Raw genomic sequence first — 25930 nt, 5'->3', positions numbered from 1 at the left:
ATTAATTCCCACCCTTCCCGACTGCTGCTTCAATATCCATAATGTCGCCTAGGCCTGTAATATCGAAGAGGCGCTTCAAGCGGCTTGAGAGGCCAGTCAGTTTCAAATGGCCGCCTTTTGCATTGATGGATTTATAGAATGCGACAAAAACGCCCAAGCCTGTACTATCCATGTAGTCGACACCGGATAAGTCCAATTCGGCATTCAAGCCCTCTTGTGCCTGGTACGCTTCTAATTTTTCGCGGAGTACCGGTGCTGTATGCGCATCGATTTCCCCGTGAATATCGCCTTTTAATTTATTGTCATTTTCTGTCAAATTAACTTGAATATTCATCTCTATATGACACCCCGTTTTGTATGATTCAATTCGGCTGAAAAAAAGCCATTCTAAGCTTTCTTACCCGCTACCCAATGACTTTAAACATCGAATTAAACCTTCTTATAAACCACTAAAGTGAAATCATCCTGTAGTTCTGCATTTTGCATTCGTTCAAGTTCATCGTAGACATGTTGGACAATCGCCTGAGCCGGTTGCTCTTTCTTTTGCTCAATCAATTTATAAATGACTTCGCGCTCGATAAAACCTTCTTCCGTACGGCCTTCTGTCACGCCGTCCGTCATCATGATGACCATATCGCCTTTTTCCAAGGTGACGGAATGCTCTTCATAAACCGCGGCCGGCGAAACGCCGAGCAGTAAGCCTTTTGCTTCGAGTTCATCAAATTCCCCTGTATTTGCACGATAAAGAATGGCAGGTTCATGCCCGGCCGACCCGTAAGTGAGGCTGGCTGCTCCTGCATCGTAATTTGCATAGAACATCGACACGAACATCGAGTCGTCGACACTTTTTTCGACGATCCGGTTGATGACGCCGAGCACGTCTTTTGGCAGGGCGTGTGAGCTGTTCAAGCTGTCCATTCCGAATTTAATCATCGACATGCAAAGAGCTGCCGGCAGGCCTTTACCGATGACATCGGCAACGGCTACGCCGGCGTATCCATCGTAATCACTGACAAAATAAATATAATCCCCGTTCATCTTTTTGGCCGGGATCGACAGTAAGCCGATATCCAGCCCGTCAAGCGACGGCAATTTTGTCTTGAGCAAAGTTTCCTGGACATTGGCTGCCAAGTCCATTTCCACTTTCAGCTCTTCCTGGCGCTTCAGCAAACTTTGGCGTTCTTGCAGGGCCAATCCGTAATTGATCATCATTTCGATCAGGAAATCGAATGAATGCCAAACAACATCCGGAAGATCGCTATAGAGCTCCCGGATGGCTGCTTTGTGCATACTGATCACTTCTTCCGGAGAAATGTTCTCCAGAATTAGTTGCCTGCTGAAATTTTGGCCGACGTACAAATTTTGCTCCGTCTGCTTTTTTACGTATTCGTTCAGAATTTCCTGATACTGTGCTTCAATATGTTGAGGCATTTAGCGTTCCCCCTAGCGGAGCCACTTCGTAGCCCGTATATCTGTCCCTTCGCCTTGGATCGTTTCGATTTTGAAATCGTCCATCAAGCGCTTGACACCCGGCAGGCCTGCACCCAATCCTCCTGATGTCGTAAAACCGTCTTCCATTACTTTTCTGACATCAGGAATTCCCGGACCGCTATCGGCCGCGATGATCAAGATTCCCTTCATGCCATTTTCGGTCAGTTGCTGGATTTCAATCCTGCCCTGGCCGGCGTATAAATAAATATTGCGGGCAAGCTCGCTGATGGCTGTCGTGATCCGCGCTTGGTCCACTGTGCCGAAGCCGAGCTCTTTGGCGACATTGCGCCCGAGCTGCCGTGCCGCTACAATATCCCATTCCGTTAAGATTTCCACTGAGGATTGGTCGCTCATCTTCAAGCCTCCAATTCCAGTTGAAGTTTCTCCAAGCCGTTCTCTAGGTCAAGTGCCGTCATAACATCTTCAAGTCGAATTCCGAGCTCGATCAAAGTGATGGCAACTGCCGGCTGGATACCGGTAATAACCACTCTTGCCCCCATCAGGCTGGACATGCTGATGACATCTCCCAGCACTTTGGCAATGAATGAATCAATAAAGTCAATGGAGGTCAAATCAATGACCACCCCGCGGGCGCTGGTTTCGTGCAATTTAGTCAAAAGATCTTCCTGGAACTGCAAAGCTGTCTGGTCATCCAGTTCCCATTGGATCGAAACAATTAATGTATCTTTCAGTTTTAGAATTGGGATTCTCACATTCATACTTCCTCAACCTCCACAATTTTTCGGTTTGTCCAAGCCAACGCTTGTTCTACGCCGCGCTGCAATGTGCTTGTTGTCGTAAAGTCATTCAAGTTGATGCCGAGCGTTACAATTGTCTGGGCAATTTCCGGGCGGATCCCGACGAGCATGCATTTCGCCCCGACCAAACGCACGGCATCTGCGGCTTGGATGATGTGGTGGGCCACCATTGTATCGACGACCGGCACGCCGGTAATATCCAATAACACCACTTCTGCACGATGCTTGACGACACCGTCGAGCAGGTTTTCCATAATCAATTTCGCCCGTTCCGTATCAATCGTTCCGACGAGCGGCATGACAGAAACTTTGTCGAAAACCGGGATCAAGGAAGCAGACAGTTCCTGCAATGCAATCTTCTGCAGGCTGACCGTCCGCTCCCAGGTTTTAGAGTACGTGTCGATCATACTGTTGCGGATCGGCGTGGCCCAATTCGCAAATTCATGGATAAATCCATCCATGTTGTTTGAATGGATGGTACCGGCATCACGCATTCCTTCGTAGACGATTTCAGCAAAATGATCGATTGCTTTCGTCATGAACGTGATGGACCAGCCAAGGCGAACCACTTTCTCGGCAAAATCCTGCAAGCGGTTTTCATAGACCTGATGGGTTTCAAGAAGACTTGAAGTCATCAGCCCAGCGAATTCACGGCTCGTCTGGTTCACCATCTCTTCCGACATCACCTGGAAAGAAGGTTCGTCCTTCTCATCTCTCATCATTTGCTGCCATTCGGCAATGATGTCGGTCATGTTTTCTTGTATATATGTAGCCATTTGTTTGTTCATCTTGTCGTAAAACCCTCCCGGTGACCCTTGCAGCCACAATTTCATACTTGTCTATCCATTGTATCGGAAAACGAAGCATTTCACATCTTTTTTGATGAACCGTCCCGATTATGATGATTTTCTATACGAAAACACCCCGAGAAAAGCCATCTCGGGGTATTTCCATGGAGTATGTATGCTAAAATTTTACAAGTCCGACACTGATTTCCAAGGCTTCATCCACCTTTTCCATCAACGCATCGTCCAGCTGTGTAATCTTATCGGTCAGACGCGATTTATCAATTGTCCGCAATTGTTCAAGCAAAATAACAGAATCACGCTCAAAGCCGTATTTTTTGGCGTTGATTTCCACGTGCGTCGGCAACTTGGCTTTCTGGATCTGGGCGGTGATCGCCGCAATGATCACTGTTGGACTAAACCGGTTCCCGATATCGTTTTGTATCACCAAGACCGGACGGGTCCCGCCTTGCTCGGACCCGACGACCGGTGATAATTCTGCGAAAAAAACATCCCCGCGTTTTACAATCAAGTTGTCACCCTCCGCTTACGAGTTGCACTGTCGTGTGCTCCGCTTCGTACTCAGCGTGCGAACATTCGCAGGCAATCGACAGGTTGATCTGCGACATTTCCACGTAGCCCTTGATCATCGCTTCCCGAATATGATATGAATCGTAGACATTTTTTGTTACCCGTTGAGTGGATACGTAGATGAATTCACCGTTCTCCTCAATGCGTTCATCTGAATGGGCAGTAAGCTCCGACATGAATTGCTTCGGCAACTTGACCACCACTTCTTTCGTCTTTGACTTCTCGTACACAGCCGACACCTCCGAAAATCCCGATCTCTGTCTAGTTTACCTTCTCATCTTACCATTGAATCGTTCGACTGAAAAGGCGATCCGGCATTTTTGGTGCCATTCACATAGACGCGCGGAACCCGCTTTGTCAAAATACAAGGGATCTCATAGGGGATTGTGTCCAGCTTTTCGGCCCATTCGTCGATCAAGACTTCCTCTTCCCCTTGGCGGCCGATCAACTGGACCGGTTCTCCGACCGGAAGCTGTTCTTTCAAGCGGATCATGCATTGATCCATGCAGATGCGCCCGACAATCGGTACCCGTTCGCCGCGCACCAGCACTTCTTGCCCTTGCAAGCCGCGCAGCATGCCGTCCGCATAGCCAACAGGAAGCGTGGCGATCCATTCTTCCTCTTCACTCCGGTACGTGGCGCCGTAGCTGATCGTCGCACCCGGCTGTACTCTTTTTATGTGGACGATTTCCGTTTCCAGACCCAGTGCCGGCTCAAGCGCGATCGGCGAATGTTCGCCGACATAAGGCGAGGGCGCAATGCCGTAGAGCGAAATGCCGATCCGTACAGCATCGCAAGCGACAGATGGATGCATGAGTGCGGCCGCGCTGTTCGACACATGAACCATGACTCCTTCCGGCAATTGCTCCAAGACGCCATTCATACGTTTAACCTGCTGCTCAAAAAGTGTCGGGTCCTCATCGTCTGCTGCAGCGAAATGAGTGAAGATGCCCTCGAATGAAAACTTTTCCGAAGCCAATTTGGCAAATGCCGCCTGCGCTTCCTCAGGCTGTATGCCAAGACGCCCCATTCCGGTATCGACTTTCAAATGAACGCGCAGCGGCTGCCCTGATACAGCGGATTTTTCAGCCGTCTCGATCCACTCGAGCGACAGAGCGGTAACGATGATATTTTCGCGCTGCGCGACAGGCACGAATGCAGCAGGCACTGCCCCCATTACGAGGAGTTCCTGCTCGATTCCTGCACGGCGCAATAACAATGCTTCATCTGGCGTCGCGACCGCGAGCATGCGGACGCCGTGTTCAATGGCGGTGCGGGCAATTTCTTCTGCCCCGTGGCCATAGCCGTCCGCTTTGACGACTGCGATCACTTTGGCGTCGCCAGCACGTTTTTGGAATGCCGCCAGATTATTGCGGATTGCTTCTAAGTTGATAACTGCTTTTGTCGGTCGATACATTTCCATAGTCTACACATCCTGTTCATTCGGTTTGCAAAACAACTTGCGCGGCGGCAAATTCTTTTGAATGGGTGATTGAAACAAACCCGCATTCCGCACCGCGGAAAAACATGCCGGGTTTGCCATTTTCATCTTTTCTGATTTCCATATCCGAAAAAGGGCATGCTGCGCCGATTCCGGTGCCACGGGCTTTGGCGAATGCTTCTTTCGCCGCAAAACGCCCCGCCAAAAATTCGGTTCTGCGTTTATTCTTCAATAGAAGATATTCGGCAAGCTCCGATTCGGTCAGGACACGCTCGCGGAATTTCGAAGATCTTTCATCGAGCTTGCGGATTCTCTCCAGCTCGACAATATCAAGACCGATTCCTGTTATCATAAAGGTTTCTCCTTTCATTCGCAAATGGGTAACGGGTATAATAAAGCTATGAAATTGAGGTGACCTTATTGTTTATCAGAAGAGAAAGTTTTTCACAGTACTTAAGAATGTATCCCGTCGTCTCGACCTTGATCGCATTGAATGTCCTCATTCATTTGCTGACATTTTTGCCGATGCTCGGCGAATACATTTATTATTACGGCGTCGGTTCGAACTTCCACATCGCGAACGGCGAGTGGTGGCGTTTTGTAACACCGATTTTCCTCCACGGCGGATTTATGCACTTGCTGTTCAATATGTTCTCGCTGTTCCTGTTCGGGCCAGAGCTTGAGCGTTTGACCGGCAAGGTGCGTTTTATCACGATTTATATGCTGGCTGGCCTTTTCGCATCGGCAGCCACATATTTCCTGCAGCCGCTCGATTATGTACATGTCGGGGCAAGTGGCGCGATCTTCGGGATCTTCGGTGCGTTCGGTGCGCTCGTCTATTACGGTGGCCGTGCGTTGCCGCAGCTCAAACAAATTATACTCCCGATTATCGTCATTAGTATAGTCATGACATTTGTGACACCGAACATCAACGTCACGGCCCATATCGCCGGCATGATTACCGGTTTCCTGATCGGCCTTAGCTATTTCCACCCGAAACGCATCGTCAGCTGGCGCGCCAAAAACCGCCGCTGACCTTCATGAAAAAACCCTCAGCCGAGTTCATTCGGTTGAGGGTTTTTCGTTGGTTCCTGATCGATTGACTGGCGCTGCCTTGACGGCTCATACCAGGCCAGGATGCGTTCGGCATCTTCCCGAGCCAGATTCGGCACTAGCGCGGTGGCTCCGAGCATGCCTGATTTGATCGTCGCATGGACAGACGCGACATCGCGGCGGCGCTGGAAAATCGTCCGTGTTACCGCAACTACTTGGATGCGTTTTTTCAACATGTAAAAGCGGTGCAGGCTGATGCCGCGGAATTGCGCCGTCAACTGGCGCCCCGAGATGGCGTATCCCGCCGAACGGTGCTGCCAGAGGCCGATGGCAACGATGACTGGAACGACCGCAATCGCCCATAGGCCATAAGGATAGAAGAAATAGCCGAGCGCCGCGAATGCCGGAACGAACCAGCCGATCGACAGGCGGTAAAAGAATGGGCGGCTTCTTTTCGGCAGGCGCGTCAATTCCGGAGACCAGTCGAAATCCGGGAACAGCTCATCCAGGACTGGCTTCATCTTGTCCTGCTTCACGAGCGGGAACAAACGGATCTTTTCATCTTTATCAGCCAAGGTCCCACCAGCGCTTTCGACCGTGACGTTGACATAGCCGAATAATTGGCGCAGCGGGTTTTGCGTCATTTTAATGCCTTGTACGCGGTTGAACGGCACAGAGACTTTTTTCTTCTCCAATAAGCCGCGTGTAATGTAGATCCGTTCATCATCAGCATGGATGGTGAATTGATAATTGGCAATGAGTGTCATGGCCACCGAAATGACCCATGCAAGCAATAGCCCGGCAAATACGGTCAATGCAACGACTAGATAGCCGAAACGCATAAACAGCATGACTTCCTCGTAGATTGCGTCGTAAGGAATCAATTCAGCAAACTGCGACAGGAATAAAGCGACACCGGAAATGACGACGCCGATTCCCCCGGAAGTCGTGGCGAGCACCAATAATTCCTTCATGCTCATCCGGTACAATACGCGTGCCGGTTCTTCAGCGACTTCTTCTTGCAGCGGCTCTGCTTCGGCCGGCCCGTAGAGTTTTTCAACCCTCTGCGCCGCGTAGCCCCGCTTCGCCATATGCATTTCCTGTTCGATACGGTCGGCTTCTGCACGGTAAATGGCGGTCAGTTCCGCCTCCGACTGCCCCGCTTTTCCGGATCCTGCCGTTTCGACTTTGACTTTAACAAGCCCAAGCGGCCGGTGGAAAATCCCTTCCGTATAATTCAGGCTTTGAATGCGCTCAAACGGGATGTAGCGTTTCTTTTTGACGAACAACCCGTATTCGATCCGCAGCTCCCCATCTTCAAACCAATAGACAAAGCGTTTCCATTTGATGATGCCGGCAATCAGCATGAACAACAACACCACGCCACCGATGAGCAGCGGCAATAAACCTTGCCAGCCTTGGTTGAACATGCCCGAGATCCCGTCCTCGCGGAATAAGTTTGCGCCGAAGATGATAACAAAAGGCAAGATCAATTCTTTTAAGCCTTTCAAGAAATTAATGAGTGCTGAAATCGGATGCAGTTTATAGCGCGTCTCAGACATCATCTTCCGCCACCCTTGCGAGCACGGAAATACGGGAGCGCAGTTCATCCGCTTCTTCTGTAATCAATGCTGGAATGGTATGGGTTGTCGCCGCAGTCGAAATGGAGATCTCCGACAGGTCGTATTTGCGGAGAATCGGTCCTTGTTCGGTGTCGACATGCTGGACGCGGACCATTGGCACAAGCGTCCGTTTGACGATGAACAAGCCGTGCTGCAATTCGATTTCCTGGTCGCGCACTTCGTAGCGCCACCTTTCCCAACGGATTTTCGGGAATAAATAAACGAATAGAAAAGCAAACAGCACTAATAATCCGCCCGCTGCGGCATAGATCCAATTTGGCCAGTCGAAAAAATATGTAAGAGTGCCTACACCGGCCAACAGCACTGCGACGACCACTGTCTCGATCATTCCATAGAGGCGCCAGACAGTCAGCCCTTTTCGAGAGATCCGGTTTTTCGGTTGATGGTTCATTATGTCATCTCCAATCAAGAGTACTCTCTTCATCTATACGTTTCATGAACCGGAACGTTTCATTTCATTGTACCTTATTCCGAAACGACAAAAAAGACGGAGAATCGACAGTTGCTGCCGGTTCTCCGTCTTGTTATCTTATTGATTGGATTTTAGGATTCGTGACGGCGAGTGCGTCCTGGACGCCCTCCGCCTGAAGGACGGCTTGAGCTTGATGACTCGCGACGGCCTTTGTAGCCACCGCCAGACGAGCGTCCGCCGCCGCCTTTGCCTTTATATCCGCCGCCGGATGAACGTCCGCCACCTTTACCTTTGTAGCCGCCACCGCCACGTGATGGCAATGGGCGCTCTTCAGTAATTTGGACAGGAGCATCTTCCGGATCTTTCGTTAGCGTTTTAAGTGCTGCTGCAATCAAATCAACTGCATCGTGCTTGTCCAACATTTCTGTTGCAAGTTCACGATAGCTGCCAAGATTGTTTTTCTCAGTCATTGTTTCCAATTGTTCCATCGCAACACGCTGAAGTCCGATAACCGCTTCGTCAGCAGTCGGAGGAACTAGAGCTTCCATTTTCTTCTTCGTCGTTCTTTCAACGATTGACAAGTAGCCCATTTCGCGTGGTGTAACGAACGTTACGGCTACGCCTTTTTTGCCTGCACGGCCAGTACGGCCGATACGGTGAACATAGCTTTCAGGGTCTTGCGGGATATCGAAGTTGTATACGTGTGATACGCCTGAGATATCAAGACCGCGTGCTGCTACATCAGTTGCAACAAGGATGTCGATTTTGTTTGCTTTGAATTGCTTCAAAACAGACATGCGTTTCGCTTGGCTAAGGTCGCCGTGGATTCCTTCTGCAAGGTAACCGCGGAGATTCAAAGCTTTCGCCAATTCGTCGACGCGGCGTTTCGTACGTCCGAAGACGATTGCAAGTTCCGGCTGTTGAACGTTCAACAAGCGGGAAAGGATGTCGAACTTCTCGCGTTCTACGGATTTCACATAGAACTGCTCGATGTTCTCGACAGTCATTTCTTTCGACTTGATTTTAACGATTTCAGGTGTCTTCATGAATTTTTCTGCGATGCGGCGAATCGGATCCGGCATTGTTGCAGAGAACAGAAGCGTCTGACGGGTTTCAGGGACATTCGACATGATTGACTGAATGTCTTCGATGAAGCCCATGTTCAGCATTTCATCAGCTTCATCCAACACGAGTGTATTGACGTTTTCAAGTTTCAGCGTGCGGCGGTTGATGTGGTCAAGCAAACGACCAGGCGTGCCGACGATGATTTGAGGGCGGTTTTTCAAAGCGCGGATCTGGCGGCCGATTTCCTGGCCTCCGAATACGGACAAGATGCGCACGTTTTTGTCTTTACCTAGGTTGTAAAGTTCTTCAGAAACTTGGATCGCCAATTCGCGTGTCGGTGCAATGACCAAACCTTGCACATTTCCGTCGCGTGTGTCGATTTTCTCGATCAACGGAATACCGAAAGCGGTTGTTTTACCAGTACCTGTTTGTGCTTGCCCGATAATGTCTTTGCCTTCCATGCCCAGGCGGATTGTGCCTTCCTGGATAGGTGTCGCTTCCTCAAAGCCCATACGTCTTACGGATTTCAATGTTGTTTCGCTGATGTTTAATTCTGTAAATTTAACCAAATTTTTTCAATCTCCTTTTGTCTTCATCTTATTTACAAATGGTACACATTTTAGATGAATTTATGACAAGGTCGAGCCTTTATTAAGAACTTTCACGTCGAAAATCATGCTCTGGAGTTTTAAGTCAGAGGGGATGTGTGAACAGGAAAAGCTCGGTCGTTGCCGAGCGGTCTGCACAGCGGGGTTGTCTTCCCCAGTAAGTAGAACAAACCGTTTATGCTCAAAAAAAACCTCTTCACGGAGGAAGAGTGTCTCAAAAATGTATCCATTGCTCTAAACAGAATAACACGCTTCACCTTGACATGCAATTGATATGCAAAGGTTCCAATTATCAGTTTACTGTTCCTTGCGCATGAACTCCAAGACTTTCGGAAACCATTCATCGGCGTCGTCGCTATAGCAGATCAGATGCTTGCCGGTTGCCGAGTGATAAAGGTGCTTTTCCCCGGAACCCAGATGGTCATAAATGTGCTGGGCTGCGGACGGCGGGACGATGCCGTCTTTTTCCCCTTGGACGATGAAGGCCGGCACATCGATCAGGTGGTAATACGGTTCCACTGTTTTGACAACACGCAAAAATTCGACAGTCGAACGGAGCGGGGTATTGCGGAATTTGTATTCATATAAATGGTACAGCGCATTTTGGGTGATCCGTTTGCTGATCAAATCGCGCAGCGCTCCACGCACTTCTGCCCGCATCTGCACCGGGCTGATATATTTTACCGCGGCACTCAATAACACGAGCCGGTCGATCTTGTAGCGCATCGACAGATAAAGTGCAATCAGTCCGCCCATCGAGAAGCCGACGATGATGACGCGGTCGGCTTTCGCTTTCAAACGTTTCAGCGCAAGCTCCGCTTCCATCATCCAAACTTCCGCGCTTTGTTCACCGAGTTCAAGCTTTTCGCCATGCCCAGGCAATGTTGGAATTTCAATGACCCAATCCGTCTGCTCGTTCAAGTAATCGGCAAACGGCTCGACTTCAAACGGCCCGCCGGTAAACCCATGGATGCACAAGACGCCGGTTTTCATTGGCTGGTGAACGGTTCGATGACTTTTTCAAGCGCCATGCCACGCGAACCTTTGACGAGAACAGCTGTATCTTTCTTGACGTTTTTCTTCAAAAGGTCGATGATCGGGCCGTAATCGTCTTCGCTCCACAATAATTTCCCTTCATAAGAAGTGGCCAGTTTGTCATACAGCCATTTCATGCGCGGGCCATACAAGCAGACGCCTTCGAGTTCCGGGCCGATCGAATTTGCCAGCTCCTCGTGGAAGCGCTGTTCGTGTTCGCCAAGTTCTAGCATATCGCCGAGCACTGCCCATTTCGTTTCTTTCATTGTCGTCTCACGGATGAAGTTCAGTGCCGCTTTTACGGAAGTCGGCGCCGCGTTGTACGCATCATTGATGAAGACCGCACCGTTATCAGCTGGGACCAGCTGCATGCGCATATCGGTCAGCGCAGCATTTTTCAACGAGCGGCGGATTTCTTCTTCCGTCAATCCAGCTTCTAGGGCAATTAAGATCGCAGGCAAGGTGTTTTTTACCTGATGTTCGCCAAGCACAGGGATGGCGAACTTCGCGTCGATGATGCCATTGACCAAGAAACTGCTGCCGTCTTCGGTCGCTTTAATATCAGTCACGCTCAATTCATTGTCCGGCCCGAAGCCGAACGATACCGCTTGTGTGAAATCTTCGACAAACGGCAGTAATAGCGGCTCATCGCCGTCGTAGAAAAGCTTGCCATGCTGTTCGAGCCCGGCGACGATTTCGAACTTCGCTTCGGCGATGCCTTCTCTCGATCCGAGGTCCTGCATATGCGCTTCGCCGATATTGGTAATGACCGCATAGTCCGGGCGTGCAAGCTCCGACAAGAACTGAATCTGCCCGAAGCCGCTCATGCCCATTTCGAGGACCACGTATTTGGTGTCTTCATCCAACGACAGGATCGTCAGTGGCAGCCCGAGTTCATTATTAAAATTGCCTTGCGTTTTCTGGACTTTATAGTATGGCTTCAAGACGCTCGCGACCAGATCTTTCGTCGAGGTTTTGCCGTTGGATCCGGTAATGCCGATCACGGTCGCCTTCAATTCATTGCGGTAAGCGCGCGCCATTTCCTGCAATGCCTTTTCGCAATCGTCAACGATCAATAAAGGCAAATCGGACGGCGGCTCCGGTTCGTCGCTCTGCCATAATGCAGCGGCAGCCCCCGCTTCGATCGCATAGCGGACATATTTATGCCCATTGGCATTTTCGCCGCGGAACGGAATGAACAAATCGCCCGGCTTCAGCGTCCGCGTATTGATCGACACGCCAGTCACTTCAATCCCTTTTAAATTCGTCTTGATGTCCAGCCAATCGGCTATCTGTTCAATCGTTTTTTCCATAGGTTCTCCCCACTCAATCCATTTTAAATTGCAATAATTGTTTTTCTTCAAAACGTTCAATAGCAAGCGCGATAAGTTTCTCGATTAAGTCTGGATACTCAAGGCCGGTATGCTGCCACAACAATGGGAACATGCTATACGGCGTAAAGCCCGGCAAGGTATTGACTTCGTTGATGATGATTTCATGTGCATCTGTCACGAAAAAGTCTGCGCGCACGAGTCCCGTACAGTCGAGGATCTTGAAAGCTTTTTTGGCGGAATCGACAAGTTCTGCATAAACCGCTTCCGGCAGTTCTGCAGGGATGATCATCGCCGTGTTGCCGTCTTTGTATTTTGCCTGATAGTCATAGAAAGCTTTCAACGGTTTGATTTCGCCTGCCACCGAGCATTCCGGCTCATCGTTCCCGAGCACGCCGACTTCGATTTCACGGCCGACAACGCCTTGTTCGATGACGATTTTCCGGTCGAATTTTAGTGCTTCCTCCACCGCGGCAATCAGTTCTTCGCGCGATTCGGCTTTGCTGATGCCGACACTTGAACCGAGGTTTGCCGGTTTGACGAATACTGGCCACGTTAACTCCTGCTCGACCTTATCCAACCACTGGTCCTGGCTGTTTTTCCAATCGCGGCGCAGGAAATAGACGTAAGGCGTCTGGTGCAGACCGGCTTGTTCGAACAATTGCTTCATGACCACTTTGTCCATGCCAGCGGATGAAGCAAGAACGCCGTTTCCGACATACGGCAAATTCATTACTTCAAGCAAGCCTTGTACAGTGCCGTCTTCTCCGTTCGGCCCGTGGAGCAGCGGGATGATGACGTCGAGCGCCGGCTCTTTGCCAGTTGGAAGGAAACTGGAGATATCATTTTTACGTTCCGCTTCCCCTTCGATTTGAAGCTCTTCTATAGAAGAAACAGGCCCAGCTAAAGGAGTACCTTTTCGCCATTCGCCTTCTTGTGTGATGTAGATCGGGTAAACTTCGTATTTATCAAAATCAAGCGCTTTAGAGAATGCGCTGGCTGTTGTCAACGATACTTCGTGTTCAGCGGATTTGCCGCCATATAAAAGCCCAATTCGTTTTTTCATTAGTGACCCTCATTTCGTTTTGCATATTGCTTAGTTTATCACGAACGTTGTCAGCCGAAAAATCTTTTTGTCAGCGGCTGTAAAATCGCCCGAACAAAAAATGATACCCACGTCTTACCAGGTATCATTTCCAGCCTTTTTGTTTTCGGTCGTAGACAATCCGTCCCGATAGCGGCTTGCCGATCGTTTCCCCGAGATCTTCCCAGAACTCATCCATGAAATCGATCTCGCCGACGGTCCGGACGTGGAGTTCAATCGTATTTTTCGTTTTTTCAGGGTCAGCCAGCGACAGCAGCACCCCTTCGCCCATGTCCATGCGCAATTTATGGAATTGCTCTTTCGGCAACTCCGGTATCAAGTCCTTCATCCGGCGGCGGAAAAAATGTTGGCCGTTCGTTTCTTTGCGGATGATTTGCGTAAAATGATTAGCGATCAATGCACCGAGTTTTTCCATGCGCCGGAAATAGATCTTGGTCCATTCCTTTTCCTCGCCCGCCAAATATACATACTCGTTTTGCAGCGTCGTGAAGAATGGGCTTTTCACCGGTTCTTTTTTATGCCCTAAGTAGAGAAGTTCCGCCTGCTCCTGCGCAGTCAGTGAATTCAATTGCTTTTCACTTCGAAAATCCACCCAGCAGAACTCACTTTTCCGGTTAGAGCGGGCCCTTTTCAATTGACTGTATTCTTCTCTTGTTGCGAAGTCCAGATGGGTGTGCATATTAAAAGAAGCTTCCTCATACGGATGCTTCAAAAGCAAAAGATTCTCCGGCATGTCGACCGCTTCGAGAAAATGCCCGAAGCCAAAACCGCTAAAAAGCGCCATCCGGTCCGCTTCGCTCACATAGATATATAAATGCTGTATGTAAAAATCCGTCTTCAACGGCTTTTTCTCCATGTGCCCCACTCCATTTCCTATCCCATTATACGGCTTAGGCGCCCGTTAGGAAACATTCCTGTTTTCAAATCGTCATTACTTTTTGCATGCGCACAAGTTTGGCATATGCTGTATAATGATGGGCGTTATAGATTAAGAAAAGTATGGGTGAATTGATATGCAAACTAACAAGAGCTTTTCCGATCGTTTCGATTGGTCGCTCACCTTTATATTGTTCCTGTTTTTCATCGTCAGCTTGGTCGCGATCTCTTCTGCCCAGACTTCGGGGCAGTACTTGACCAATTTCGTCCCGCGCCAGGCGCTATTCTATATCGTGTCGGCAGGGATGATCGCGGTATTGATGTACTTCGATACCGATCAATACAAGAAAATGGCGTATTATTTATACGGAGCGGGCATTTTGCTCTTATTCGCCTTGATGATCGCACCGGACGGGCAAGGCCAGATCGCACAGCCGATCAATGGCGCAAAAGCTTGGTTCCACACGCCATTCGTCAATATCCAGCCAGCCGAGTTCATGAAAACCTTCTACATTTTAGCGCTCGCAAAAATGATTTCTTCGCATCATGAACATCATTTGCTGAGCACCATCAAAACCGATTTATTATTGCTCGGTAAAATTGCGGCGATGCTCGCTGTACCGCTCGGCTTTATTTTGTTGCAACCCGACCTTGGAACGGCGCTCGTATTTATCGCCATTACATTGGCTATTGTGGTCGTCTCCGGAATCTCATGGAAAATCATCTTGCCAAGCTTTGGCGGCGTTGCGCTCATCGGCGTCACTTTATTGTGGATGACGCTTAATATGCAGGAATTGCTGGGACGCTTCGGTTTGAAGCCGTATATGTTCGAACGGATCTACACCTGGCTTGATCCTTACTCCTACGCGGAATCGGGCGGCTATAACTTGATCGCTGCCTTGAATGCGATCGGTTCGGGAGAAGTATTCGGAAAAGGTTATCAAGGCCGCCAAGTGTATGTGCCGGAGAACCACACCGATTTCATCTTTACCGTTATCTCTGAAGATTTCGGCTTTATCGGGGCAAGCGCCGTCATTATTTTGTTCTTCATGCTCATTTATCATTTGACGAAAATCACGATCCAGTTCAAAGATACTTTCAGCACCTATGTGTGCGCCGGTATCATCGCGATGATTACGTTCCACGTCTTCCAGAATATTGGCATGACAATTCAATTGCTGCCGATCACCGGAATTCCTCTTCCTTTCATCAGCTACGGTGGCAGTTCCTTAATTGGTAATATGCTGGCGCTCGGCGTCGTATTCAGCATGCGGTTCCATCACAAGAACTATATGTTCGACCGCTCAAGCCAAAATTCATAAGCAAAATAAAAAACTCCGGCGCATTGGGCGTCGGAGTTTTCTTATGAAGAATGCGATGAGGCTTGCGGCGGCTGAGGCAATGATAGGGTTTTGCTCAGCTCTACACGGGATTTTGTTATCTTCGCTTGGACGCCAAGTTTTGCAAGGTTTGATACAATGTTGCGGATCTCTCCATTTTTAATCATCCATAATCACCTCTTCGGGGAGTAGTTGTTGCTATTTGGACGTGTGCAGATCTCGCTGATGTGACTGTTCCGTTCGAAATAGTTGACTTTTCTTTATCTACGTATATAATACCATCATTTCAGAGTTTCAAACGTATCAATTTGATGACAAATGCAAAGCTTGAGTTAATCTCTTGAAGCTCATACCCCCTTAAGGTATACTCGGGGTGTAATCGAAACTGTTCACTTATCGATTGGATCAAGCCGGTGAACGATTCGCTATCCGAATAATTGGAGGGGTTTTGAATGAGTGAAGCAATCGAAGAAATGCCATCCCCAGATGCCTGCAGAAAAAGCCACCATCCTCCTTCGGTCAAACGTGATTTGACGAATCGGCTGAATCGCATCGAAGGGCAAGTGCGCGGCATCAAAGGCATGGTGGACCGGGATGTCTATTGCGATGACATCATCACGCAATTGGCAGCTACCCAGTCCGCATTGAACAGCGTGACGAAAGTGCTGCTCGACGGGCATTTAAAAGGCTGTGTCAAAGACCGCCTCGCTTCAGGCGACGAAGAGATCCTGGATGAACTGCTCGTCACTTTTCAAAAGCTGATGAGGAAATAATATAAAGGAAGCGATTCGCTTACCTTACAACAAGGAGGAATTTTTCATGAAAGAACAAGTTCATTTGCAAGTAAGCGGCATGAGTTGCCAACATTGTGTCAAATCCGTAGAAGACAGCGTCGGCGCACTTCCCGGCGTCGAAAAAGTCGACGTTTCACTTGAGCAAGGCGCAGTGGATGTCACATATGACAGCGCGAATGTCGATGTCGCACAAATCGCCTCGGCTATTGAAGATCAAGGCTATGATGTAGCGGCATTAAGCGAATAACTGCGGAAACGCAGTTATTTTTTTCAAAACAATATACCCCTATAAGGTATGAAGGTGGGATTATACATGGCTACTAAGCAAACGGAATTGCCGATCACCGGAATGACCTGTGCCGCATGTGCAAACCGGGTCGAGAAAGGCTTGCAGAAACTTCCCGGCGTATCGTCGGCGACGGTCAATTTTGCAACCGAAAAAGCATCGGTCAATTACGATGATGAACAATCCAAACTGAGCGATCTGCATCAAAAAGTCGAACAGCTCGGCTATGGCATCCAGCAAGAAGAAGTCGACTTTTCGATCCAAGGCATGACATGCGCGAACTGTTCGGCGCGCATTGAAAAGGCGCTGAATCGAATGGACGGCGTTGAACACGCGACGATTAACTTGGCACTAGAAAGCGGCCACGTTGTCTACAGCCCGGGAACCTTAACGCCTGAGGCTTTCGTTCAAAAAATCCAATCGCTCGGCTATGACGCCGTGCTTGAGCAGGACCAACAGGAAGCGACCGATTACAAGGAACAGGAAATCAAGAAAAAGACCCGCCTATTCTGGATATCTGCCGCTTTCTCGTTGCCGCTCCTATGGACGATGTTCAGCCATTTCACGTTCACGTCTTGGATGTACGTCCCGGAATTCCTGATGAATCCGTTCGTGCAATGGGCGCTCGCGACACCGGTGCAATTCTGGGTCGGCGCGACCTTCTATAAAGGCGCCTATTTCGCATTGAAAAACAAAAGCGCCAATATGGATGTATTGGTCGCACTCGGTACCTCGGCCGCCTATTTCTACAGCGTCTATCTGGTCCTCGCCAACCTAGGCATGGGCCACAATATGGGCTTGTATTTCGAAACGAGCGCCGTCTTGATCACCTTGATCGTTCTCGGCAAAGTATTTGAAGCGCGTGCGAAAGGCCGATCGTCCGACGCCATCAAGAAACTGATGAAGCTGCAGCCGCAGCATGCGCTCGTCGAACGCGGCGAAGAATTCGTCAGTGTTGCGATCGCAGACGTCAAAGAAGGCGATATCCTGTTGATCAAACCAGGCGCTTCGATCCCTGTCGATGCAGCGGTTGTCTCCGGCAGTTCCGCCGTTGACGAATCGATGCTGACAGGTGAAAGCCTGCCGGTCGATAAGTCGGCTGGCGACGCCGTATACGCCGCAACCGTCAACGCCAATGGTTCGTTGAAAGTGCGCGCCGATAAGATCGGCAAAGATACCGTACTATCAAATATCATCCGTGTCGTTGAACAGGCGCAAGGATCGAAAGCGCCGATTCAACGGCTCGCCGACCAAATTTCCGGCATTTTCGTTCCGATTGTCGTCGGCATTGCGATCGTGACCTTCTTGATCTGGTACTTCCTCGTCGCCCCTGGAGATTTCGGGTCAGCATTGACCAGCACGATCGCCGTTCTCGTCATCGCCTGCCCGTGTGCGCTGGGGCTTGCGACACCGACGTCGATCATGGCCGGTTCTGGACGCGCCGCTGAACAAGGCGTATTGTTCAAAACGGCGGAATCCTTGGAAACGACGAAACATATCGACACGATCGTGCTCGATAAGACCGGGACCATCACCAACGGCAAACCGGTTGTTACCGACTTTATCCCAGTGCCGGATGTCGATGCCGAACAAGTCAAACGGCTTGTTGCCAGCGCAGAAAGCGAATCCGAGCACCCCGTTGCACAGGCAATTGCAGACTTCGGGGCTGCAGGGCTTGGTGTCAGCAGATTCGAAGCAGTTCCTGGACACGGCATCAAAGCGAATGTAGATGGCCAGGATGTTTGGGTCGGCAACCGCCGCTTGCTCGATGGCATTACAGTGGACGAACAAGCGGCCGAACGATTGGAACAAGACGGCAAGACTGCGATGTTCATTGCCATCGACGGAAAATACGCGGGCCTTATCGCTGTCGCAGATACGATCAAGGATTCTGCAAAAGCCGCCGTCGAAGAAATGAAACGCATGGGGCTGCGCGTCGTCATGCTGACCGGTGACCAGCAGCGCACCGCCGATGCCATCGCCAGACAAGTCGGCATCGATGAAGTCGTCGCCGGTGTCCTGCCGGCTGAAAAAGCGGGACATGTTGCGAAACTGCAAGAACAAGGTCGCAAAGTCGCGATGGCTGGAGACGGCTTGAACGATGCACCGGCACTTGCGACCGCCGATATCGGCATGGCCATGGGCACTGGCACTGCCATCGCCATGGAAGCGGCCGACATCACCTTGATGCAAGGCGATTTGATGCGCGTTGCGGATGCCGTCCGCATGAGCCGCCTGACCGTCCGCAACATCAAACAGAACCTGTTTTGGGCGCTCGCCTATAACTCGGTCGGCATTCCGATCGCCGCTGCCGGATTCCTCGCGCCTTGGCTCGCAGGCGCCGCGATGGCGTTCAGTTCCGTTTCCGTTGTCATGAACGCATTGCGTTTGCAGCGCGTAAAATTGAATAAGTAAACGATTCCCAAAGCTCCCGGCTGCCATCAGGCAAGCGGGAGCTTTTTCGTTGTCCATCTTTTTTCGGCTGCCGTTGTTCTGAGTGGCAAACAAGAGTAAAATGAAAACACCAGTCTTTGCAGAAAGCAGGAATTCCTTTATGAAGAAAACCATTTTATTGCTCATGTCCGTCCAGTTTTTCGTCTATCTTGGCTTCGGCCTAATCATTCCGATACTCCCTGAAGTGATCGTCCAGCAAGGTTATGCGGACATCCACGTCGGAGGATTAATTACGATATATGCCCTCTCGTCCTTTTTCACCGCGCCGTTATGGGGCAGATTATCCGACCGCACCGGCCGCAAAAAGCTGATCTTGGTCGGGCTTGCCGGATTCGCGCTCAGTTTTTTCCTGTTCTCGCTGTTTCTCGATAATCTTATCCTGCTTTACATGTCTCGCGTTATCGGCGGCTTGTTCTCGGGTGCGCTTTATACAGCCGTCACGGGATATGTTGCGGATATCACGACTGATGAAGAGCGCAATAAGTACATGGGCCTTCTCGGCATGTCGATCGGGCTCGGCTTTATATTCGGGCCGGCGATCGGCGGCTTGCTCGGCGCGGTCTCCTTATCCTTGCCATTCACCGCCTCAGCTGCCCTTGTGCTATTGTTGATGGTTTATGCAAGCATCGTCTTGAAAGAACCGGTCCGCAAAGGCGAAGCAGTCAAACGCAAGCTGTTGCCAAAAGGCGCCAGCACGCTTTGGCATTACCGTATCCGTTATTTGTTCCTGTTCTCTTTCATGGTGACGTTCCTGCTCGCGGGCTTGGAGTCGACATTCCAATTGTTCCAGATTGACCAAATCCAAATTACCCCGCTCCAGCTCGGCTATTTGTTCATGGCCTCTGGCTTTGTGGATGCCGCGATTCAAGGCGGCGTTGTCCGCCGTGTAAAAAACGGCACCGAGACGCAATGGATCATCGGCGCACAGATCGTCACCGCGCTAGGCTTGGTGCTATTGCCGTTTACAACCAGCTTGGTGTTTGCAGGTGTCGCACTCAGCATCTTCACTGCCGGCAACGCCCTCGCGCGCACCGTGCTCGTCTCGCTCACTTCGAAAGAAGCGGGCGGCAAATACGGCACAGCGGCCGGCATGACTTACTCGATGGATAATATCGGGCGCATCATCGGGCCCTTGTTTTTCACTTGGCTATTGACGATGCAATCGGGCGCGATCTATTACCTTTCCGGCGCGCTTGCCATCTTCAGCATTGCGCTGATTGTCCTTTTCAAAGCTTCGAAAAAATCATTGCGCTATACGGAATCAGAAGCCGGCCAGACCCCGGCATAGAAAATCCCCAGACAGCCCAGCTGTCCGGGGATTTTTTTATAGATACAATAAAACGATCCAGATGATGTGAAGCGACAATATGCCAACATACACAAAATTGGCTGCCAGAAGGAAATAGCGCCAGATTCGGGACTCGAGCCGCACGAGCCGGGTGAAGAGGAACGCGGCAAGGCAGGCGGACAACAACAGCTTAACCGAAAAGATCGCAAGCGGCGGCAAGCCGCTGAGCAAAGGATTCGCTTCTTCGATCGCTCCCGCAAGCAGCCCCCAATAAGTCAAAAAACCATCCGCTAAATTCAACACGGCCAATGTCCAGATCGGTTTCTTTAGCGGCGTTCTCAATTGCTCGGACATGTCACGCACCTCTCCTCCCTGTAAATTAATTTTATTATGGATAAAAAAGGCATTCGATCAGTTCGACTGATTGAATGCCTAAAAACGCTTAATATGGAGTGCCTCCATTTATATGAAGTACTTGGCCCGTCACGTACGATGAGTCGTCTGAAGCCAAATAGACATATCCCGGGGCCAGTTCATCGGGTTGCCCTGGCCGCCCGAGCGGCGTGCCGCTTCCGAATCCTTCGACCTCTTCCGCTGGGAAAGAAGCCGGGATGAGCGGTGTCCAGATCGGGCCGGGTGCGACTCCGTTAACCCGGATGCCTTCTTTTGCGAGCGATCCGGACAAGGCGCGGGTGAATGCCAGGATTGCACCTTTTGTAGACGAATAATCAATTAAGCTTGGCTCGCCGCGGAATGCTGTAATCGACGTCGTATTGATGATCGATGCACCAGGTTTTAAATGGTCCAGTGCCGCTTTTGTCAGGTGGAACATGCTGAAGACATTGGTACGGAATGTTTTCTCTAGTTGCTCTGCTGTGATGTCCTTTAGCGACTCCTGTACATGTTGCTCTGCGGCGTTGTTGACCAGCACATCGAGTTTCCCGAATTTCTCGATCACTTGAGAAATGACTTGTTTGCAAAATGCTTCGTCGCCGATGTCTCCAGCGATGAGCAGGCATTTGCGTCCCTCTTTTTCGACAAGCTGTTTCGTTTCCTCGGCATCTTCGTGTTCATCCAAATAGGAAATTGCTACATCTGCCCCTTCTTTTGCAAAAGCGACGGCAATGGCGCGGCCGATTCCGCTGTCGCCGCCGGTTATGAGTGCTGCTTTGCCAGGCAAACGCTGCGAGGCGCCCGCCAGATTTCCTTGGAAATCCGGGTGCGGTTTCATTTCATTCTCAAATCCAGGCTGGCGCTCCTGATGCTGCGCCGGCACTTTTTCCACTTTGTCTTTCATCGTGCATCTCCACCTTTCTCGAGTTTTATATCTCCTCCGCTTTTCCCTTTCCGCGTTCTCCTAAAACATGGAACTTCCAGGACGCAAAAAAACAGCCGTCTACTGGAAATAAGGCGGCTGTTGCAGATTCAGGACAAAACTTTATCAAATGGCTTTTCCGCAAGCTCGGGATAAGCTTCGCGGATGATGGCCGGGCGCATGCTGTAAACCGTCAAGATTAAGAGGCATAGGCTGCAAGCCCATAACACATATTGCGCCGGCACCAAGTCATAGAGCAAGCCAAACAGCAAATAGCCAAGCGGCATCATGGCCATCGCCATCGATTCCAGGATTCCGAAGACGCGGCCGCGGTATTCTTCGTCGACGTCTTTTTGCATCATGACCCCGATTGGCGTGTTGACGAAGACATTGGAGATGCCGAACGCCAGCATCAAGACGAGCAAGTAAATGACATTGCCCCAATAGGACAATCCGGCAATAAGCGGCAAGGAGACCGCCGCAAGCAACAGCGACATGACGATGATGGCACGCTTGGAAAATTGCAGCGGGAATTTGACTTCTTTGCGCACCGAGAAATAAATCGATGCCAGCAGCATGCCGAGCGCAATCATCGCTTCGATGAAACCGAAATGCGTGGCTTGTACTTTTAATTGCTGGACGGCGATGAACGGCAAGCCAATCATCAAGGCGGAGAAGAAGAAATTCAATCCGACAGCCGTTGTGACAATGACGGTAATGACGCGGTTTTTCCGTAGATAGACTGCGCCTTCTTTCATGCCTTGCCAAACGCCTTGCTTGTCTTCCGCAGACTCTGTTTCGGCGCGTCTTGTATAGAGCCGGAAGTTCATCGTCGCTTCGAGTACCGCAGCAAGTGCATAGGCGATCACTTGGATCAGTAGGAAAACGTTCATCGACACAAAGCCGAACAGCATGCCGCCGATGACCGGCCCGCCGATCGTGGCGATGGCAAGAGCCGATTGGTTATAGCCCATCGCTTTTTGGATACGGTCCGGGTCGATCAAATTGGCAATGGAAGATGAAAAGGCGACGCTTGTGAACATGGAACTGACGGAAATCAATGCGGTCGCCGTGTAAATCGCTGCCAGCGACAAGCCGTTCGACATACTGTAGAGCAATAGCCCGCCGACGGATAAGACGCTCGCTGCCTGAGACAGCAGCACCACGGCTTTTTTCGGGTAATTATCCGCGACATAACCGGCAAACGGCGCAAACAAGGTCCGGGGCAGAATGCTGCAGATCAAATTGATGGCGAAACTGGCGGCGGAACCGGTCAAAGCCAGGACGTAGAGGCTGATGCCGAATGCGTAAACCGAACTGCCGAATGTGGAAATCAGTTTACTGATGGTGAACGTATACAGATGGTACGTAGCCTGTTTGATTTTACCCGCTTCGTTCATGTTACTCGCTCCCTTTTCAATAAGTTTAATTTAATTAAACAAAATATATCATGCTTTTATTCGCATTACAAGAAAAAGTTTAATATAATTAAACTATATTTTTAATTCCATTCCGGCGCGTGGCATCCAGCTGGTTTACAATGAAAGTGAAAATCACATTTTCAAAAGAATCGGCGCATGCATGAAAGCATGGCGCCACTAAATATACTAAAAAAGCAGGTGAGTTTATGGCATCATTGGGGGAACGGATTAAACAGATACGAAAACAGCAAGGCCTGACTTTGCAAGCACTTGCCGGAGATCAACTGTCGAAGGGCATGCTCAGTTTGATCGAGAACAACAAAGCGAATCCGTCGATGGAGAGCCTTTCCTATATCGCGGAGCGGCTTGGGATCGAGCGCAATGAATTGCTCCAGGAGATGCCAACCGCGGAGCTTCGCGCTTTGCTCGATGAAATTGAAGAAAAGCGCCGGAACGTTTCGGGCACAAGCGACGAGGTGATGTCGGGCTTTGAGGAAATTGCAGAACGCATTCATCCTTACGTAGAGAAATTGCCGTTCCGCTACGAATCGGCGCGGCTGCTTGAAATCTACAGCCGCTGCTGCTATCAAACGAAACGTTACGATTGGAAACCAGCGTTCGACCGGGCGGAAGCGATTTATGAACAACTGCATTTGATTAATTCTGTCGCTGATCTTCATATGTTCCGAGCGCTGATGAAATTCACTGAACACCAGTACACAGAAGCTTTGGCATCGTTACAGGCTTCGCGGAAAACCATCGAAGAACAAAGCGGCGTTTTGGATCCGCTGAAAAAACTGGACTTCGATTATTATGAGTCTATCCTGTACTCCGCGACAGGCGATCAAAAGAATGCCCGCCGTTTGATGGAAGAGGCGATTGAATATTCCAGGAAACATCAGATTTTCTACCAGATCAATGCGCTTTACAGGCTTGCCGGTTTTGAAGCTTTGCTCGCAGGAGATTTGGAACGCAAAGATTATTATGTGGGGAAACTTAAACTTTTCGCGGAATTTTCGGATGATCCGGAAATCAACGCCTACGCCAATGCCATCGAAATCCACTACTTGAACTCTTTCACTCATGAATACGAAAAGGCAGACCAGCTGCTCGAGGAAACACGCAATCTGCTGGATGAAGAGGATTTTTATTTCCTCGAAAAAGGCAAGGCACTTTTCGGCATGGATCGGATTGAGGAAGCGCTAGACTGCTTCAAGCAACACCGCATGAACAGTTTCATCCACCACCCGTATGATTTATCGATGCACTATGAGAAAGAAGCCTATATGGCCTTGATCTATGAACAATTAGACGAGCATGAGCAAGCGAAAATCTATGCCCAAAAAGCAAAAGAATTGATCGAACCGATGCCGGATCTGCCGTATAAACAGTTTATCTTGGAGACGCACCGGAAAATCTTTGGCAAGGCAGACTAATAATCAACGTCCACATAAAACGGCAGGAAAGATAAGCTCGAACTACGTGAGAGCTTATCTTTGCGAGGTAATGCAGAGCATTACTGAGCAATTTTTTGTGCGATGTAATGCTTTACAATATTAAGCACAAGCTTTACTGAGCAAACGCTTCTTCAAATATTGAGACACGGCTTTGATGCTTGAATGCAGAAAAGGCAGGAGACCCGGGTCTCCTGCCTTTTCCTATTTAATTTCTTCGAAAGCTTCTTTAATATCATATAAACCAATGTCGAGGTCGGTTGTTTCGCCAGTGGTAAGTTTCGCGAGCTGCATGCCGAGATACGGTCCCGCCGTAAGCCCTGATGCGCCGAGTGCGTTGGCCGCGAAAAGCTGCGCTTGCCCCGGCACTTGCCCGATGAACGGCAAGGCGCTCAGTGTCGCCGGGCGAAACCCGGTCGCGGCTCCCGTAAACTCAGCTGCAGCAAGCCCTGGTGCGACGTCCAAGGTCTTCTCCAAGATATGAAAAATGCCGCCGGCGGTCAGTTTGTCGTCGAAACCTGTATTGTTCTCGTGTGTCGCACCGGCAACGATGCGCCCGTCCTCAAACGGCACGATGTATTGCCCGAACGGCACCATCGCAACCGGCCATTCGCCTGTTCCCGTGTCGGCAGATTGCAAATGCAAAATCTGCGCTTTTTGCGGAACGACTTTCAAGTGAAGCTCGAGCGGTTTGAACAGCTCCGCTGCCCACGCACCACCGGCAGAGATGATCCGGTCAGCAGCCAAGCTCTCCCCGTTCACTTCCACGCCAGTCGCCTGCCCTGCTTCGATCAGCAGCTTGGCGTCACCTTGGATGAACTTGGCGCCTAACCGCTTGGCGGAACGGATCAGTGCATCACGGATAGCGCTGCCGTCGACACGCGCCGCCCCACTGACATACAAAGAGCCGTAACGGTCGCCGGCATACGGGAACCGGGCTTTTGTTTCTTCCGGGGTCAATCGTTCGAGTTCGCCCATCTCAGGTGATCCCGCTTGGCGTTCGCGCGCTTTTTGTTCCATTTTGTCGAGTTTCGATTCTTCGTGAATGCTGACGATGCCCACTTGTTTATATCCGGTCTCTTTCTCCCCGAGCGCTTCAAGTTCCTTGATGAGCACCGGGTAATAAGCGGCGCCGTTCGAAGCGAGATGGTACCAGGCCTGGTTGCGCCTTTGAGAGATCCATGGGCAGACGATGCCTGCTGCCGCGCCTGTCGCCTGGCCGCGGTCCGCCCGGTCGATCAATGTGACGCTGTTCCCTGCTTTTGCTGCGTAATATGCCGCGCTTGCCCCGACGATGCCGGAGCCAATGATGATGATCGATTTCATTTTTCTGCACCTTGCTTCCTTGACAATCTTCTTTCCATTCTAACGAATTGCACCAGGA

General features: G+C 50.2%; 28 protein-coding genes. 7 read left to right on the top strand and 21 right to left on the bottom strand.

The window, feature by feature from the left end:
• Window position 1: 1 nt before the first annotated feature.
• The 9 genes from M1Q06_RS02920 to acpS all read right to left on the bottom strand — a co-directional run bounded on the left by M1Q06_RS02920 (window position 2) and on the right by acpS (window position 5418).
• Complete coding sequence (locus tag M1Q06_RS02920) at window positions 2-334, bottom strand: anti-sigma factor antagonist (RefSeq protein WP_058381771.1); 333 nt, start codon at window positions 332-334, stop codon at window positions 2-4.
• Between the two features lie 95 nt (window positions 335-429).
• The gene (locus M1Q06_RS02915; protein WP_121300974.1) at window positions 430-1431 is read right to left on the bottom strand and encodes a PP2C family protein-serine/threonine phosphatase; all 1002 of its coding nucleotides are present in this window, start codon (window positions 1429-1431) and stop codon (window positions 430-432) included.
• 12 nt (window positions 1432-1443) lie between these two features.
• Window positions 1444-1845, bottom strand: a complete 402-nt coding sequence (locus M1Q06_RS02910; RefSeq protein WP_058381773.1) for an anti-sigma regulatory factor — start codon at window positions 1843-1845, stop codon at window positions 1444-1446.
• 2 nt (window positions 1846-1847) lie between these two features.
• On the bottom strand, window positions 1848-2210 hold the full coding sequence (locus tag M1Q06_RS02905; protein WP_058381774.1) for an STAS domain-containing protein: 363 nt from the start codon (window positions 2208-2210) through the stop codon (window positions 1848-1850).
• Window positions 2207-3037: an RsbT co-antagonist protein RsbRA gene (locus M1Q06_RS02900; protein ID WP_434402801.1), complete on the bottom strand. Its 831-nt coding sequence runs from the start codon at window positions 3035-3037 to the stop codon at window positions 2207-2209. Before M1Q06_RS02900 ends, M1Q06_RS02905 begins: the two co-directional genes overlap by 4 nt.
• Before the next feature lie 178 nt (window positions 3038-3215).
• Window positions 3216-3566 (bottom strand): type II toxin-antitoxin system PemK/MazF family toxin, encoded by a 351-nt coding sequence (locus tag M1Q06_RS02895; protein ID WP_058381776.1) that lies wholly within the window; start codon window positions 3564-3566, stop codon window positions 3216-3218.
• Between the two features lie 4 nt (window positions 3567-3570).
• Window positions 3571-3855: a hypothetical protein gene (locus M1Q06_RS02890; RefSeq protein ID WP_058381777.1), complete on the bottom strand. Its 285-nt coding sequence runs from the start codon at window positions 3853-3855 to the stop codon at window positions 3571-3573.
• 44 nt (window positions 3856-3899) lie between these two features.
• On the bottom strand, window positions 3900-5048 hold the full coding sequence (alr, locus tag M1Q06_RS02885; RefSeq protein WP_434401465.1) for an alanine racemase: 1149 nt from the start codon (window positions 5046-5048) through the stop codon (window positions 3900-3902).
• Window positions 5049-5064: 16 nt separating this feature from the next.
• A complete protein-coding gene (acpS, locus tag M1Q06_RS02880; RefSeq protein ID WP_434401463.1) occupies window positions 5065-5418 on the bottom strand; it encodes a holo-ACP synthase in 354 nt (117 codons plus the stop codon).
• A gap of 68 nt (window positions 5419-5486) precedes the next feature.
• Between acpS and M1Q06_RS02875 the strand changes: the two genes are divergently transcribed.
• Window positions 5487-6101: a rhomboid family intramembrane serine protease gene (locus tag M1Q06_RS02875; protein ID WP_216969114.1), complete on the top strand. Its 615-nt coding sequence runs from the start codon at window positions 5487-5489 to the stop codon at window positions 6099-6101.
• A gap of 17 nt (window positions 6102-6118) precedes the next feature.
• Here M1Q06_RS02875 and M1Q06_RS02870 read toward each other — a convergent pair whose 3' ends face one another.
• The 7 genes from M1Q06_RS02870 to M1Q06_RS02840 all read right to left on the bottom strand — a co-directional run bounded on the left by M1Q06_RS02870 (window position 6119) and on the right by M1Q06_RS02840 (window position 14174).
• Window positions 6119-7681: a PH domain-containing protein gene (locus M1Q06_RS02870; protein WP_434402799.1), complete on the bottom strand. Its 1563-nt coding sequence runs from the start codon at window positions 7679-7681 to the stop codon at window positions 6119-6121.
• Complete coding sequence (locus tag M1Q06_RS02865) at window positions 7674-8153, bottom strand: PH domain-containing protein (protein ID WP_121300969.1); 480 nt, start codon at window positions 8151-8153, stop codon at window positions 7674-7676. Before M1Q06_RS02865 ends, M1Q06_RS02870 begins: the two co-directional genes overlap by 8 nt.
• A 152-nt stretch (window positions 8154-8305) precedes the next feature.
• Complete coding sequence (locus M1Q06_RS02860) at window positions 8306-9808, bottom strand: DEAD/DEAH box helicase (RefSeq protein WP_121300968.1); 1503 nt, start codon at window positions 9806-9808, stop codon at window positions 8306-8308.
• A 336-nt stretch (window positions 9809-10144) separates the two neighbouring features.
• On the bottom strand, window positions 10145-10840 hold the full coding sequence (locus tag M1Q06_RS02855; protein WP_434401460.1) for an alpha/beta hydrolase: 696 nt from the start codon (window positions 10838-10840) through the stop codon (window positions 10145-10147).
• A complete protein-coding gene (locus M1Q06_RS02850; RefSeq protein WP_404336371.1) occupies window positions 10837-12195 on the bottom strand; it encodes a UDP-N-acetylmuramoyl-tripeptide--D-alanyl-D-alanine ligase in 1359 nt (452 codons plus the stop codon). Before M1Q06_RS02850 ends, M1Q06_RS02855 begins: the two co-directional genes overlap by 4 nt.
• 13 nt (window positions 12196-12208) lie before the next feature.
• Complete coding sequence (locus tag M1Q06_RS02845; RefSeq protein ID WP_101189508.1) at window positions 12209-13279, bottom strand: D-alanine--D-alanine ligase; 1071 nt, start codon at window positions 13277-13279, stop codon at window positions 12209-12211.
• Window positions 13280-13403: 124 nt separating this feature from the next.
• A complete protein-coding gene (locus tag M1Q06_RS02840; protein WP_101189507.1) occupies window positions 13404-14174 on the bottom strand; it encodes a hypothetical protein in 771 nt (256 codons plus the stop codon).
• A 157-nt stretch (window positions 14175-14331) separates the two neighbouring features.
• Between M1Q06_RS02840 and M1Q06_RS02835 the strand changes: the two genes are divergently transcribed.
• A complete protein-coding gene (locus M1Q06_RS02835) occupies window positions 14332-15516 on the top strand; it encodes an FtsW/RodA/SpoVE family cell cycle protein (protein ID WP_101189506.1) in 1185 nt (394 codons plus the stop codon).
• 41 nt (window positions 15517-15557) lie between these two features.
• Here the strand turns inward: M1Q06_RS02835 and M1Q06_RS02830 are convergent, their stop codons facing one another.
• Complete coding sequence (locus M1Q06_RS02830; protein WP_180958518.1) at window positions 15558-15701, bottom strand: Lmo0850 family protein; 144 nt, start codon at window positions 15699-15701, stop codon at window positions 15558-15560.
• 285 nt (window positions 15702-15986) lie between these two features.
• Here M1Q06_RS02830 and M1Q06_RS02825 point away from each other — a divergent pair, with 285 nt between their 5' ends.
• The 4 genes from M1Q06_RS02825 to M1Q06_RS02810 all read left to right on the top strand — a co-directional run bounded on the left by M1Q06_RS02825 (window position 15987) and on the right by M1Q06_RS02810 (window position 20356).
• Window positions 15987-16307 carry a metal-sensitive transcriptional regulator gene (locus tag M1Q06_RS02825; RefSeq protein WP_058381787.1) on the top strand — a complete coding sequence of 107 codons (321 nt, stop codon included), beginning with the start codon at window positions 15987-15989 and terminating at the stop codon, window positions 16305-16307.
• A gap of 46 nt (window positions 16308-16353) precedes the next feature.
• Window positions 16354-16575, top strand: coding sequence for a copper chaperone CopZ (gene copZ, locus M1Q06_RS02820; protein WP_434401456.1), 222 nt, complete (start codon window positions 16354-16356; stop codon window positions 16573-16575).
• 66 nt (window positions 16576-16641) lie between these two features.
• Window positions 16642-19029, top strand: coding sequence for a heavy metal translocating P-type ATPase (locus M1Q06_RS02815; protein WP_101189504.1), 2388 nt, complete (start codon window positions 16642-16644; stop codon window positions 19027-19029).
• Between the two features lie 139 nt (window positions 19030-19168).
• The gene (locus M1Q06_RS02810; RefSeq protein ID WP_434401454.1) at window positions 19169-20356 is read left to right on the top strand and encodes an MFS transporter; all 1188 of its coding nucleotides are present in this window, start codon (window positions 19169-19171) and stop codon (window positions 20354-20356) included.
• 36 nt (window positions 20357-20392) lie between these two features.
• Here M1Q06_RS02810 and M1Q06_RS02805 read toward each other — a convergent pair whose 3' ends face one another.
• The 3 genes from M1Q06_RS02805 to M1Q06_RS02795 form a co-directional block, all read right to left on the bottom strand.
• Window positions 20393-20710, bottom strand: coding sequence for a DUF5658 family protein (locus tag M1Q06_RS02805; RefSeq protein WP_434401452.1), 318 nt, complete (start codon window positions 20708-20710; stop codon window positions 20393-20395).
• Window positions 20711-20798: 88 nt separating this feature from the next.
• Window positions 20799-21653: an SDR family oxidoreductase gene (locus tag M1Q06_RS02800; protein ID WP_121300960.1), complete on the bottom strand. Its 855-nt coding sequence runs from the start codon at window positions 21651-21653 to the stop codon at window positions 20799-20801.
• Window positions 21654-21781: 128 nt separating this feature from the next.
• Entirely contained in the window at window positions 21782-23071 is a 1290-nt protein-coding gene (locus M1Q06_RS02795) for an MFS transporter (RefSeq protein ID WP_434401450.1), read from the bottom strand.
• Between the two features lie 227 nt (window positions 23072-23298).
• Here M1Q06_RS02795 and M1Q06_RS02790 point away from each other — a divergent pair, with 227 nt between their 5' ends.
• Complete coding sequence (locus M1Q06_RS02790) at window positions 23299-24528, top strand: helix-turn-helix domain-containing protein (RefSeq protein WP_434401448.1); 1230 nt, start codon at window positions 23299-23301, stop codon at window positions 24526-24528.
• 222 nt (window positions 24529-24750) lie between these two features.
• On the opposite strand, the gene M1Q06_RS02785 is transcribed toward M1Q06_RS02790, so the two are convergent.
• Window positions 24751-25872: an NAD(P)/FAD-dependent oxidoreductase gene (locus tag M1Q06_RS02785; protein WP_434401447.1), complete on the bottom strand. Its 1122-nt coding sequence runs from the start codon at window positions 25870-25872 to the stop codon at window positions 24751-24753.
• Window positions 25873-25930 lie beyond the last annotated feature (58 nt).

It is taken from the genome of Planococcus sp. 11815, from assembly GCF_051096385.1.
Classification (GTDB): domain Bacteria; phylum Bacillota; class Bacilli; order Bacillales_A; family Planococcaceae; genus Planococcus; species Planococcus citreus.
Note: the sequence above shows the minus strand (reverse complement) of the source record. Positions and strands in the feature narration are given on the sequence as shown.

Bases quoted from the DNA above. Each gene is read 5' to 3' on its own strand.
- alr (WP_434401465.1), bottom strand. From the start codon at position 5,048: ATGGAAATGTATCGACCGACAAAAGCAGTTATCAACTTAGAAGCAATC.
- M1Q06_RS02785 (WP_434401447.1), bottom strand. From the start codon at position 25,872: ATGAAATCGATCATCATCATTGGCTCCGGCATCGTCGGGGCAAGCGCG.
- M1Q06_RS02840 (WP_101189507.1), bottom strand. From the start codon at position 14,174: ATGGAGAAAAAGCCGTTGAAGACGGATTTTTACATACAGCATTTATAT.
- M1Q06_RS02905 (WP_058381774.1), bottom strand. From the start codon at position 2,210: ATGAATGTGAGAATCCCAATTCTAAAACTGAAAGATACATTAATTGTT.
- acpS (WP_434401463.1), bottom strand. From the start codon at position 5,418: ATGATAACAGGAATCGGTCTTGATATTGTCGAGCTGGAGAGAATCCGC.
- M1Q06_RS02810 (WP_434401454.1), top strand. From the start codon at position 19,169: ATGAAGAAAACCATTTTATTGCTCATGTCCGTCCAGTTTTTCGTCTAT.
- M1Q06_RS02855 (WP_434401460.1), bottom strand. From the start codon at position 10,840: ATGAAAACCGGCGTCTTGTGCATCCATGGGTTTACCGGCGGGCCGTTT.
- M1Q06_RS02805 (WP_434401452.1), bottom strand. From the start codon at position 20,710: ATGTCCGAGCAATTGAGAACGCCGCTAAAGAAACCGATCTGGACATTG.
- M1Q06_RS02830 (WP_180958518.1), bottom strand. From the start codon at position 15,701: ATGATTAAAAATGGAGAGATCCGCAACATTGTATCAAACCTTGCAAAA.
- M1Q06_RS02815 (WP_101189504.1), top strand. From the start codon at position 16,642: ATGGCTACTAAGCAAACGGAATTGCCGATCACCGGAATGACCTGTGCC.
- M1Q06_RS02915 (WP_121300974.1), bottom strand. From the start codon at position 1,431: ATGCCTCAACATATTGAAGCACAGTATCAGGAAATTCTGAACGAATAC.
- copZ (WP_434401456.1), top strand. From the start codon at position 16,354: ATGAAAGAACAAGTTCATTTGCAAGTAAGCGGCATGAGTTGCCAACAT.
- M1Q06_RS02825 (WP_058381787.1), top strand. From the start codon at position 15,987: ATGAGTGAAGCAATCGAAGAAATGCCATCCCCAGATGCCTGCAGAAAA.
- M1Q06_RS02790 (WP_434401448.1), top strand. From the start codon at position 23,299: ATGGCATCATTGGGGGAACGGATTAAACAGATACGAAAACAGCAAGGC.
- M1Q06_RS02900 (WP_434402801.1), bottom strand. From the start codon at position 3,037: ATGAACAAACAAATGGCTACATATATACAAGAAAACATGACCGACATC.
- M1Q06_RS02845 (WP_101189508.1), bottom strand. From the start codon at position 13,279: ATGAAAAAACGAATTGGGCTTTTATATGGCGGCAAATCCGCTGAACAC.
- M1Q06_RS02870 (WP_434402799.1), bottom strand. From the start codon at position 7,681: ATGTCTGAGACGCGCTATAAACTGCATCCGATTTCAGCACTCATTAAT.
- M1Q06_RS02795 (WP_434401450.1), bottom strand. From the start codon at position 23,071: ATGAACGAAGCGGGTAAAATCAAACAGGCTACGTACCATCTGTATACG.
- M1Q06_RS02920 (WP_058381771.1), bottom strand. From the start codon at position 334: ATGAATATTCAAGTTAATTTGACAGAAAATGACAATAAATTAAAAGGC.
- M1Q06_RS02865 (WP_121300969.1), bottom strand. From the start codon at position 8,153: ATGAACCATCAACCGAAAAACCGGATCTCTCGAAAAGGGCTGACTGTC.
- M1Q06_RS02835 (WP_101189506.1), top strand. From the start codon at position 14,332: ATGCAAACTAACAAGAGCTTTTCCGATCGTTTCGATTGGTCGCTCACC.
- M1Q06_RS02800 (WP_121300960.1), bottom strand. From the start codon at position 21,653: ATGAAAGACAAAGTGGAAAAAGTGCCGGCGCAGCATCAGGAGCGCCAG.
- M1Q06_RS02910 (WP_058381773.1), bottom strand. From the start codon at position 1,845: ATGAGCGACCAATCCTCAGTGGAAATCTTAACGGAATGGGATATTGTA.
- M1Q06_RS02850 (WP_404336371.1), bottom strand. From the start codon at position 12,195: ATGGAAAAAACGATTGAACAGATAGCCGATTGGCTGGACATCAAGACG.